At 60.7% G+C, this 11,634-nt stretch carries 10 protein-coding genes; 1 reads left to right on the top strand and 9 read right to left on the bottom strand.

Annotated elements, in window-relative coordinates; genetic code table 11:
• Nucleotides 1-117 precede the first annotated feature (117 nt).
• The 6 genes from ACIOYV_RS26885 to truA form a co-directional block, all read right to left on the bottom strand.
• Nucleotides 118-678 carry a CvpA family protein gene (locus ACIOYV_RS26885; protein WP_054615509.1) on the bottom strand — a complete coding sequence of 187 codons (561 nt, stop codon included), beginning with the start codon at nt 676-678 and terminating at the stop codon, nt 118-120.
• A gap of 266 nt (nt 679-944) precedes the next feature.
• Nucleotides 945-1,604: an SPOR domain-containing protein gene (locus tag ACIOYV_RS26880; RefSeq protein ID WP_054615510.1), complete on the bottom strand. Its 660-nt coding sequence runs from the start codon at nt 1,602-1,604 to the stop codon at nt 945-947.
• The gene (gene folC / locus ACIOYV_RS26875) at nt 1,588-2,895 is read right to left on the bottom strand and encodes a bifunctional tetrahydrofolate synthase/dihydrofolate synthase (protein WP_401328552.1); all 1,308 of its coding nucleotides are present in this window, start codon (nt 2,893-2,895) and stop codon (nt 1,588-1,590) included. Before folC ends, ACIOYV_RS26880 begins: the two co-directional genes overlap by 17 nt.
• Nucleotides 2,892-3,812 carry an acetyl-CoA carboxylase, carboxyltransferase subunit beta gene (gene accD / locus ACIOYV_RS26870; RefSeq protein ID WP_054052935.1) on the bottom strand — a complete coding sequence of 307 codons (921 nt, stop codon included), beginning with the start codon at nt 3,810-3,812 and terminating at the stop codon, nt 2,892-2,894. The genes folC and accD overlap by 4 nt, the downstream gene beginning before the upstream one ends.
• Before the next feature lie 185 nt (nt 3,813-3,997).
• Complete coding sequence (locus tag ACIOYV_RS26865; protein WP_054052933.1) at nt 3,998-4,627, bottom strand: phosphoribosylanthranilate isomerase; 630 nt, start codon at nt 4,625-4,627, stop codon at nt 3,998-4,000.
• A gap of 63 nt (nt 4,628-4,690) precedes the next feature.
• Entirely contained in the window at nt 4,691-5,515 is an 825-nt protein-coding gene (gene truA / locus ACIOYV_RS26860; protein WP_401328710.1) for a tRNA pseudouridine(38-40) synthase TruA, read from the bottom strand.
• A 184-nt stretch (nt 5,516-5,699) separates the two neighbouring features.
• Between truA and ACIOYV_RS26855 the strand changes: the two genes are divergently transcribed.
• On the top strand, nt 5,700-6,359 hold the full coding sequence (locus ACIOYV_RS26855; RefSeq protein ID WP_401328707.1) for a M24 family metallopeptidase: 660 nt from the start codon (nt 5,700-5,702) through the stop codon (nt 6,357-6,359).
• A 188-nt stretch (nt 6,360-6,547) separates the two neighbouring features.
• Here ACIOYV_RS26855 and ACIOYV_RS26850 read toward each other — a convergent pair whose 3' ends face one another.
• The 3 genes from ACIOYV_RS26850 to asd form a co-directional block, all read right to left on the bottom strand.
• On the bottom strand, nt 6,548-9,193 hold the full coding sequence (locus ACIOYV_RS26850) for a FimV/HubP family polar landmark protein (RefSeq protein ID WP_401328547.1): 2,646 nt from the start codon (nt 9,191-9,193) through the stop codon (nt 6,548-6,550).
• Between the two features lie 208 nt (nt 9,194-9,401).
• Nucleotides 9,402-10,412: an aspartate-semialdehyde dehydrogenase gene (locus tag ACIOYV_RS26845; RefSeq protein WP_401328544.1), complete on the bottom strand. Its 1,011-nt coding sequence runs from the start codon at nt 10,410-10,412 to the stop codon at nt 9,402-9,404.
• Between the two features lie 244 nt (nt 10,413-10,656).
• A partial coding sequence (gene asd / locus ACIOYV_RS26840; protein ID WP_401328542.1) for an aspartate-semialdehyde dehydrogenase occupies nt 10,657-11,634 on the bottom strand: 978 nt, incomplete at its 5' end.

Genomic DNA, 11,634 nt, shown 5'->3' with positions numbered 1-11,634 from the left:
GCCGCACCCCCCCCACCCCCCCAACCACCCCCAGACCGACGTTCGAATTACCGACGATACCGACGATGCCACACATGCGACGCAACCCCTACTTAATGGATCTGAACTGAACACCACTCACTGAGGCGTTTTGGCCGTCGGCAAGAGGTGATCCTTGAACGGAATTTCAGCGGGTACGCTGATTCCGCTGGCAAGCCACTGACTGCTCCACCCGAGGATCAGGTTTTTGGACCAGTCTGCGACCAATAAAAATTTTGGCACCAGCTGTGATTCTTTCCACCAGCTGTCCTGCTGTACCGGCCCCAGGCTCAACAGCCCGACCGCCACGACCACCAGCAATACGCCACGCGCGGCGCCGAAGGCCATGCCGAGGAATCGATCGGTCCCGGACAGCCCGGTGACGCGAACCAACTCGCCGATAAGATAATTGATCATTGCGCCTACGATTAACGTGGCGACAAACATGATGGCGCAGCCCGTGATCACACGAGCCGAAGGCGTTTCGATGTATCCGGCGAGGTACTCGGACAATGAACCACCGAACATCCAGGCGACGACTCCTGCGATGATCCAGGTCACCAGCGATAATGCTTCTTTAACGAAGCCGCGGCTCAGACTGATCAATGCGGAGATGGCGACGATTGCAACGATCGCCCAGTCAACCCAGGTAAATGGCACAGTGCAGCCTACAGACGGATAAGGCGGCGCATTTTAGCAGAGCCCATGCTTATCGGTAAGCTGCGATTGTCAGTGCATTTCAAATCGGGGCGATAGTATTAACCCTTATCGAGCAGCGCTACGTCCTGTAGCAGCTGGCGAAGCCTGCGTTCGACTGCGCAGCAGTCGCAGATTCAGCCGCCGCGACCACTCAATAAGACCGTGGACACAGGGTTTACGACTGCTTCGCAGCCGGACGCAGCCTCGCGGGCTCGGCAGCTGCTACGTTAGCCGCGTTCAGGCTGGAAACGTACGACAAAACCTTTGAGGTTCTGCTGGCGACCCAACAAATCACGCAGGCGATCGGCTTCTGCACGCTCGATCAGCGGCCCGACAAACACCCGATTCTTGCCATCGGCGGTACGGATGTAGGCGTTGTAACCCTGGCTGCGCAGGGATTTCTGCAGGCTTTCGGCGCTGGCGCGGCTCGACAGACTGGCCAGTTGCACCGACCAACTGACTGACAAGCCATTGGCATCGACGCGGCTCTGGGTGGTGTCTGGCTTCGCCGGTGCGGCGGCAATCGGCTGGGCCGGTGCCGGTTTAGCGACAGGCGCAGGTGGCGGCGTTACCGGTTTTGCGGCAGGTGCCGGGGTCGAAACCACGGGAGCAGCCGGAGCAATCGGTGTCGATGGCGCTTGCTGATCGGCAATCTCGTCGTCGCTCGGCACGGGTTCCTGAGGCAAAACTTGCGGTTCAGGCACCACCACTGGCTCGACCTGCAACTGCGGCACCGACGGTGCTTGCGGCGCAGATGGCGCCTGCACCGTCACCTGACGCTGTTCGTCCTGACGGGAAAACAGCATCGGCAAGAAAATCACTGCCAGCGCGATCAGCACCAAGGCACCGACCATGCGCTGTTTGTACGCCTTATCCAGCAAAGCCATTTGCCGCTTCCTCCGTGGAGCGCCGGGCCAACCATTCAAGGGCCTCGGCAACACAATAAAATGATCCGAACAACAGAATCTCGTCGTCGCTCGTCGCCAGTGCGCACTGCCCTTCCAGGGCGGCCGCCACACTGCCATAGGACGTTACCGACGCGCCAAGGTTCTGCAAGGCCGCGTGTAAATCCGCAACCGGACGCGCCCGTGGCGAATCCAGTGGCGCGACAGCCCATGACTGGACACTAGCATTCAATTCGCCGACAACACCATCCAGATCCTTGTCCGCCAGCAATCCGAACACCGCCAGACGCTTGCCAACCGGTGGACGACTGGCCAAGCGCCGGGCCAGATACTCTGCCGCATGCGGGTTGTGCCCCACATCCAGCAACACATTTAACTGCTTGCCCTGCCACTCGAACTGCCGGCGATCGAGACGACCGACGATCCGTGTAGCTTTCAACGCTTCAATAATCTGTGCGTCGACCCACGGCAAACCGAGCAGCAAGTAAGCCTGCAGCGCCAGCGCCGCGTTTTCCATCGGCAGATCCAGCAACGGCAAGTCATGCAACTCGACCACGCGCCCTTGGGCGTCGAGGCCGCGCCATTGCCAGTTTTGATTGGTGATGCCGAGGTCGAAATCGCGCCCACGCAGGAAAAACGGGCAAGCCAGCTCGCGCGCTTTGTCCAGCAGGGGTTGGGGAGGATTCAGATCGCCACACAGCGCAGGCGCGCCTTGGCGGAAAATGCCGGCCTTCTCGAAGGCCACGGACTCACGAGTATTGCCCAGGTAATCGGCGTGATCGACGCCGATGCTGGTGACCAGCGCGATATCGGCATCCACCACGTTAACCGTGTCCAGACGCCCGCCCAGGCCGACTTCCAGCACCACCGCATCGAGACTGGCTTGTTGAAACAGCCAGAACGCCGCCAGAGTGCCCATTTCGAAGTAGGTCAGGGTCGTCTCGCCACGGCCAGCCTCGACCGCAGCAAAGGCTTCGCACAGCTCGGCATCAGAAGCTTCAACGCCGTTGACCTGCACCCGCTCGTTGTAACGCAGCAGGTGCGGAGAACTGTAGACACCAACGGTCAGGCCCTGCGCCCGCAGCAACGAAGCCACGAATGCACAGGTGGAACCCTTGCCGTTGGTGCCGGTGACCGTGATCACCCGAGGCGCCGGCTTGCCCAGTCCCATGCGGGACGCTACCTGTTGCGAGCGCTCCAGGCCCATGTCGATGGCCGAAGGGTGCAACTGCTCAAGGTAGGCGAGCCACTCGCCAAGGGTACGTTGGGTCATATGTTGGCAGGTACCGGCGGAACCACGATTGGCTCGATTGGCGCGGCGACGAATTTCGGCGTCGGCAGGCCCATCATTTGTGCCAGCAGGTTACCCAGGCGCGGACGCAGTTCCTGACGGTGAATGATCATGTCGATCGCGCCGTGTTCCAGCAGGAACTCGCTGCGCTGGAAGCCTTCCGGCAGTTTTTCACGCACGGTCTGCTCGATTACGCGCGGACCGGCGAAGCCGATCAGGGCTTTCGGCTCACCGACGATCACGTCGCCAAGCATCGCCAGACTGGCGGAAACGCCGCCGTAGACCGGGTCGGTCAGTACCGAGATAAACGGAATGCCTTCTTCACGCAGACGCGCCAATACCGCGGAGGTCTTGGCCATTTGCATCAGCGAGATCAGGGCTTCCTGCATCCGCGCACCACCGGAGGCGGCGAAGCAGATCATCGGGCATTTGTTTTCCAGCGCGTAGTTGGCGGCGCGAACGAAGCGCTCACCGACGATGGCGCCCATGGAACCGCCCATGAAGGAGAATTCGAACGCCGAGACAACCACCGGCATGCCCAGCAGGGTGCCGCTCATGGAGATCAGTGCGTCTTTTTCGCCAGTCGCCTTTTGCGCAGCGGTCAGGCGATCCTTGTACTTCTTGCCGTCGCGGAATTTCAGACGGTCAACCGGCTCCAGGTCAGCGCCCAGTTCGGCACGGCCTTCAGCGTCGAGGAAGATGTCGATACGGGCGCGGGCGCCGATACGCATGTGGTGGTTGCACTTGGGGCAAACGTCCAGGGTCTTTTCCAGCTCTGGACGATACAGCACAGCCTCGCAAGACGGGCATTTGTGCCAAAGACCTTCAGGCACCGAGCTCTTCTTGACCTCGGAACGCATGATCGAAGGGATCAGTTTGTCTACTAACCAGTTGCTCATGCTTTCTTTCTCCAGTACCGGCGGCCCGAACGCTTTGGTTCGCAGCCCCGCGTATGCCCTTGAGCTAAATTCATGTGTGTGGCGATGATCAGCGGGTTGCCGGGTCAGCGAGACTGACCTGCGTACACCCCAAAAACCCTCAGCCGTGCCTGCTTTCGTGCAAGTGAAGTTATGGACGGCGGCAGTTAGCCAGCCGTCACATCACGTACCGCTTTGATAAATGCGCGGATCTTTGCGTGATCCTTGATGCCTTTGCTCGCCTCTACTCCACCGCTGACATCCACCGCATACGGCCGGACCCGGGCTATCGCCTCGGCAACGTTTTCAGGGTTGAGCCCGCCCGCGAGAATGATCGGCTTGCTCAAGCCTTGCGGTATCAATGACCAGTCGAACGCTTCGCCGGTTCCGCCCGGCACCCCTTCGACATAGGCATCGAGCAGGATACCGCTGGCACTCGGAAACGCATCGCATGCCGCCGCAATATCATCCCCGGCCTTGACCCGCAGGGCCTTGATGTACGGTCGATGCCAGCCTTCGCATTCGTCAGCGGTTTCGTCACCGTGGAACTGCAGCAGGTCCAACGGCACCGCATCCAGGATTTCTCCCAACTCGCAGCGACTGACATTGACGAACAAACCCACGGTGGTCACGAACGGCGGCAAGGCCTTGATAATCGCCCTCGCCTGCTGAAACGTCACCGCCCGTGGGCTCTTGGCGTAAAACACAAACCCGATGGCATCGGCCCCGGCCTCGACTGCTGCCAGCGCATCTTCTATGCGGGTAATCCCACAAATCTTGCTGCGAACGGCTGACATGTCGATAAAACCCCAAGGCAAATCCGAGAAAGTCCCGGATGGTAACAAATGCGTTCGAGGGCGTCAGCCGTCAAGTTCGGCGAAACCGGTCAAGAAGTGCGGCCCAATGTAACGCTCGGGCAACTGGAACTCATCGCGGTATTCCACCTGCACCAGATACAGGCCGTACGGGTGCGCCGTCACGCCGCCGGAACGGCGAATGCGGCTCTCCAGCACTTCTTTCATCCACTCCACCGGGCGCTCGCCGGAGCCAATGGTCATCAGCACTCCGGCGATGTTGCGCACCATGTGATGCAGGAAAGCGCTGGCGCGGATATCGAGCACGATCATCTTGCCGTGCCGCGTCACCCGCAGGTGGTGCAATTCCTTGATCGGCGACTTGGCCTGACATTGCCCGGCACGGAAAGCGCTGAAGTCGTGAGTGCCCACCAGGTACTGCGCGGCTTCGGCCATGCGCTCGACGCCCAGCGGACGATGGTTCCAGGTGATTTCTTCGTTCAGGTGCGCCGGGCGGATCTGATCGTTGTAGATCACGTAGCGATAGCGCCGGGCGATGGCCTTGAACCGCGCATGAAAATGCGCCGGCATGACCTGCGCCCAACTGACGCTGACGTCGTGGGGCAAATTGATGTTGGCGCCCATGACCCAGGCTTTCAGCGAGCGCTCGACCTGAGTGTCGAAATGCACCACTTGGCCGCAGGCATGCACGCCCGCATCGGTGCGCCCGGCGCAATGCAGTGACACTGGCGAATCGGCGACTTTGGACAGCGCATTTTCGAGGGTTTCCTGCACGGTCAGCACGCCAGAGGCCTGACGCTGCCAGCCGCGATAACGCGAGCCTTTGTATTCAACGCCCAACGCGACCCGGAAAAAGCCGTCGGCCGCCATTTCAGCGGCCGGATTATCTATATTTGCCAAGGGGTGACAGCCTGCTGATCTACGCAAAGGCGGGCATTATAAGGCCGCAGGTCGATGACGCCAGAGCTGTGTGGCGTTTGGACCATTGCATCGCTCCCGCCGACTTCGCTATATAGATGACTACACAACGAAAACATAAAACCGAGACCTGATGATGACCGCCACCCTCAAAGAAGCCGTAGGCCTGGCTTATAGCCTGGACGGCATGCTCCACGCCAAACGCAAGACCTGGGAAGCCATCGAAGAGATGGCCCGCCGCGTCAAACCCGGCATGCTGGAATCCGAAGCCCAGGCGATGAGTCTTGAAGTGCTGAACGAACTGGGCATGGACCGCATCTGGCACCCATCAAAGATCCGTTTCGGCGAAAACACCCTGAAAACCTTCAAGCAGCGCTCCGACGGTGATCCGGTGCTGGCGCAAAACGATATTTTCTTTATCGACCTCGGCGTGGTCTGGGATCGTCACGAAGGCGATTCAGGCGCGACCTTCACGGTTGGCGACGATCCCGAGATGAAGGCGTGTGCCGTGGCGGCGAAAACCCTGTTTGATCAGGTCCACGATTATTGGCGCACGCAACAGGTGGCAGGGCCCGAGTTGTATCGCTATGCCGATGAGCAAGCGAGCGCGATGGGCTGGAAGTTGAACCTGGAGATCAAGGGGCATCGGGTCAGCGATTTTCCCCATGCAATTTATCGTGCAGGGGATTTGGGCAATTTTGAGGATTGCCCGAATGTCGGGTTGTGGATTCTGGAGATCCAGATTGCCCACCCTACCCGGCCGTTTGGTGCGTTTTATGAGGATCTGTTGGCTTAAACATTGATGCTGAATGTTAGGGCCTCTTCGCGAGCAGGCTCGCTCCCACATTGGCTTTGCGGTGTACACAAAACCTTGTGGGAGCGAGCCTGCTCGCGAAGGCATTAGACCAAACACCGCTTATTCAAAGCTGAAACAAAAACGGCAGCCCCGATGGGCTGCCGTTTTGTTTACAACTGACTCAACTATCAAGCCAGGCGCGATAGCATTTCCTTGGCTTCGCTCTTCTGCCCTGCATCACCCTCGGTCACCACTTCGTTGAGGATGTCACGGGCGCCGTCGTTGTCGCCCATGTCGATGTAGGCCTGGGCCAGATCGAGTTTGGTCGCGACTTCATCGGTGCCGGAGAGGAAATCGAATTCCGGCTCGTCAGCCACCGAGGCGGCCGCGTCTTCGGCGGTGAAGGTGGGCTCGTTGATGGTCTGGGACAGACGATCCAGCTCGGCGTTGACGTCATCCAGCTCAGCCGCGAACGCATCCTTAGGCTCAGGAACATCCATTTCGTCAGCCAGGGACAGGTCGAAATCGGCCGGCAGTTCCAGGTCATCCAACGCCGCTTCGTTCACGGTTGGCGCATCGAAAGGAGGCAGGTCTTTCACGCCTTCGTCCAGGTCCAGCAGGAAATCGTCTTCGGCCAGGGTCGCTGGCGAAGCATCGCCACCGAGGTCCAGATCCAGATCGAAGTCCGACAGGTCATCGAGGTTTTCCTTGATGTCGGTCTGCTGCTGCAGCACCGACTCAAAGCTCAGGTCGTCGTCCAGCGGGAATTCGTCCAGCTCGGCCAAGGGTTCCGGTGCAGGCGTTGGAGCAACCACTGCCGGAGAAGCGTTTTCCAGATCATCCAGGCTCAAGTCGAACGCGCTGTCGAGATCGTCTTCAGCGGCCGGGGTTGGCGCTTCAGGTTCATCCAGCAGCAGGTCTTTGACGTACTGGGCGTCCAGTTCGGCGGCAATGGCAGCGGCAGCGATACCACCGGCCGCCGCGAGGGCCATGGCCGGGAAACGGCTTTTCAGCTGTTCGACCCGGGCGAAGTTATCGCCATTGGCCACCAGTTGGCGTTCCTGGGCGACGAACGCATCACGATCGCCTTGCTGACCGTAGACTTCCATCAGCTTCAGGCGCAGGTCGCTGCGTTGCGGTTCTTGCTTGATACCGTCTTCGAGCAACGCGGCTGCCTGATTCAGGCGACCCGCGTTGATGTGCGACTGAGCGTGGCTCAGTACGTCATCGTTGCGCTCGGCGGCTGGCGAAACCAGCGGTGCGGCGATCGGCGGAGTGACGATGACCGGCGCAATCACCGGAGCCGGGGCTGGCGGAGGTACTGGCGCCCCTGGCTTGGTGAGCGTCACCGCTGGCGGCGGAACTTCAAGGCCTTCGAAGCTGCTTTCCGGCAAGTCTTGCTCGGTGGAAAACTCTTGCTCTTCAGCCAGGGCACGCGCCATGCGCAGGTGCTTTTCGGCTTCTTGCTGGGCTTTGCGGCGACGGGCCAGCAGCAACAGCAACAGCAGCAGGACGATGGCACCACCGCCCACCAGACCCAACAGGATCGGGTTGGTCAGCAGGTCGTTGAACTTCTGGTTGTCGGACGCGGCAGGCGTCGCTTCGACTGGGGTTTCAGCCGGGGCCGGTGTGGCCTCAGGTGCGGTCACCACAGGCGCAGGCGTAACCGGAGCGGTGGCGGTCGGTGCAGCTTCAGCCGGGGTTGCCGCCGGTGCAGGAGCAGGCGTCAGTTGCGCCGAGATCGCCGGAGCAGCCGCCGTCGCCGCTGGAGCAGCTGCGCCTTCAGCCTGCAACTTGGCCAGTTGATTGTTTTTCAGTTCGATCAGGCGTTGCAGCTTGTCCAGCTGACTTTGCAGATCGGTCATGCGGCTTTTCAGTTCGGCGTTGTCACGACGGGTCGTGTCGAGGCTTTCCTGGGTCACCGCCAGTTTGTTGCTCAAGTTCTTCGCATCACCGGCGGCGCCCTTACGGCCCTTGCCGGATTCGGCAGACACCAGGCTCAGCTTGTCTTTCGCTGCCTGGGTCGGAGTGGCATCGGCACTCCCACGCTTGGTGGCATCGAGTTGCTGCTGGCCAGTGCCAGGCTTGGCCACATAGCGACGACCCTGGCGCCACGCGGTGTTTTGCGCGGCGACTTCAGCGATGGCCTTGGGCTGCGGCAGGCTGGTGCTTTGCACCTGATCCGGCATGCGCAGGACCTGGCCGGTTTTCAGCAAGTTGATGTTGCCGTTGATGAACGCATCCGGGTTCAGCGCCTGGATGGCCAGCATGGTTTGCTGCACCGAGCCGCCATTGCGCGCCTTGGCCGCGATTTCCCACAGGGTATCGCGCGGCGTGGTGGTGTAGGTCGTTGGCTTGGTGGCACCGGTCATCGGTGCGGTCACTGCCTGGGACGGCGCAGGTTGGGCGGCGGCATCGGCAGTTTGCGGCGAGAATTTGGACGGATCGAGCAGCACGCTGTAATCGCGCAGCAAGCGACCGTTAGGCCACATCACCTGAACTAGGAATTTCACCATCGGTTCGGAGAGCGGTTTGCTAGAGGTCACGCGCAGAATGCTTTTGCCGCTGGCGTTGAGCACGGGAGTGAAGGTCAGGTCGTTGAGAAACGCCTGGCGATCAACCCCGGCCTTGGCGAAATCTTCCGGCGAAGCCAGGCTCGGCACCACTTCGGCAGCGGTGAGGTCCTTGACGTCGAGCAGCTCGATTTCTGCGACCAGAGGCTGGTTCAGCGTCGATTTCAGGGTCAGTTCCCCGAGCCCGAGAGCATGCGCCATACCGGAGGACAGCGCCGAGGCGGCCGCTATTGCTAACACCAGTTTGCGAACTTGAACCATAGCCTCATCCTTTGTTTGAACATTCCTCGGCCAGCGAGAAGGTATTGAAAGTCGCTGCCGTAAGGCATTGCGCGCGGCGGCGAAGGGTCGTCGCGCGCGATCATTTCTTTGATGCCCCGGAAAGTCCCGTAGGGTGACTTGCCTTTAGCACTCCGGCCAAGCATAGCGCTCGGCTAGAATCATTCGACAAATTGTTGCCAAGTATCTTTTACAGCAGGTCTTTTATCAACAATTCAGCCACCTGCACAGCATTGAGCGCCGCGCCTTTGCGTACGTTATCTGACGTCAGCCACAAATTAAGTTCCGACAGGTCGTCGACACCGCTGCGTACCCGACCAACGTAGACCACATCCTGCCCGACCGCATCACCTACTGGTGTCGGGTAATCGCCGGCTTCCACCAGTTCGATACCCGGCGCGTCTTCCAGGGCGGCGTTGACTTTAGCCAGGTCGACTGCGCTCGATGACTGCAAGGTCACGCTAAAGCTATCGCCAAAAAACACCGGGGCTTGAATGCAAGTTGCGGAAATCTTTAATAAAGGTAGCGCCATGACCTGACGCAGCTCTCGCACCAGGCGCTTTTCCAGCAGCGTATGACCTTGCTCGTCAGGTTTGCCGACCTGAGCCAGCAGGTTGAACGCCATCTGCCGATCGAAGAATGTCGGCTCCAGCGGACGCACGTTGAGCAGCTCCGCGGTCTGCCGGGCCAGTTCAGTCACGGCTTCGCGGCCCTGGGCGGAGACGGCCAGGCTGGCGGTCACGTTGACCCATTGCAGGTCGACCACGTCGAGCAACGGCGCGAGCACCACGGCCAGTGTGGTGGCCGACGGGCTCGGGCTGCTGACTTGGAATGGCTTTTTCAGACCGGCCAGTACGTGGGCGTTGGCTTCCGGCACGATTTGCGGCGCTTCATCGGCCGACAGTGCGCCGGACAGGTCGATCAGCGAGCAACCGGCCGCGCGGGCACGGGAGGCGAAACTCAGGGTGACTGCCGGGCCGGCGGCGAAGAACACCAGCTGAACCTTGCTGAAATCGAACTCATCGACTTCGCGCACGCGCACGTTCTTGCCGCGAAACGGTACCGAATGCCCGGCGGATTCGCTGCTGGCCAACAGGTGCAGGTTGGCGACCGGGAAGTCCCGCTCTTCGAGAATCTGCACGAGCGTTTCGCCGACAGTACCGGTGGCGCCGATCACGGCAATATCGAAGGACTGGCTCATGGTTCTACCTCTGGCGAAACGGGGGGAGCGGCACTTTACCGGGTGGGTGGCGTGCAGGCAATTCGGTCGGGGATTTGTGGTGGTTGTGCAGGCCTCTTCGCGGGCAAGCCTCGCTCCTACAAGTGCAGCGCGATCCCATGTAGGAGCGAGGCTTGCCCGCGAAGAGGACCTCACTGGCGACACATCACCCATAAAAAAACCCGTGCCTCTTTCAAGGCACGGGTTCTTTCACAGCTTTAAACGATCAACGCTCAAGCAGGATCCGCAGCATGCGACGCAGCGGTTCGGCCGCGCCCCACAGCAGTTGGTCGCCAACGGTGAAAGCGCCAACGTACTGGGTGCCCATGTTCAGCTTGCGCAGACGGCCAACCGGTACATTCAGGGTGCCGGTGACTTTCGTCGGGCTCAGTTCCTGGATGCTGGCTTCGCGGTTGTTCGGTACCAGCTTGACCCAAGGGTTGTGCTGGCTGATCAGCCCTTCGATATCAGCGATCGGCACGTCTTTGTTCAGCTTGATGGTCAGCGCCTGGCTGTGGCAACGCATGGCGCCGATGCGCACGCAGATGCCATCGACCGGGATCGGGCTCTTGAAGCGACCGAGGATCTTGTTGGTCTCGGCCTGGGCCTTCCACTCTTCGCGGCTCTGGCCGTTCGGCAGTTCCTTGTCGATCCACGGGATCAGGCTGCCGGCCAGCGGTACGCCGAAGTTTTCAGTCGGATACGCGTCGCTGCGCATGGCTTCGGCCACACGGCGGTCGATGTCGAGGATCGCGCTGGCCGGGTCGGCCAGTTGATCGGCGACAGCGGCGTGGGTCGCGCCCATTTGCTTGATCAGTTCACGCATGTTCTGCGCGCCGGCACCGGAGGCCGCCTGATAAGTCATGGCGCTCATCCACTCGACCAGGCCGGCTTCGAACAGACCGCCCAGGCCCATCAGCATCAGGCTGACGGTGCAGTTGCCGCCGATGTAGTTCTTGGTGCCCGCGTCGAGCTGCTGGTCGATGACCTTGCGGTTCACCGGGTCCAGCACGATCACCGCGTCATCCTGCATGCGCAGGCTGGAAGCGGCGTCGATCCAGTAACCCTGCCAGCCGGCTTCGCGCAGTTTCGGGAAGACTTCGCTGGTGTAGTCGCCACCCTGGCAGGTCAGAATCACGTCGAGGGTCTTCAGCTCTTCAATGCTGTAAGCGTCCTTGAGCGGAGCAATGTCCTTGCCCACGGA

The sequence above is a fragment of the Pseudomonas sp. NPDC087342 genome, assembly GCF_044744265.1.
Taxonomy (GTDB): Bacteria; Pseudomonadota; Gammaproteobacteria; order Pseudomonadales; family Pseudomonadaceae; genus Aquipseudomonas; species Aquipseudomonas nunensis.
Note: the sequence above shows the minus strand (reverse complement) of the source record. Positions and strands in the feature narration are given on the sequence as shown.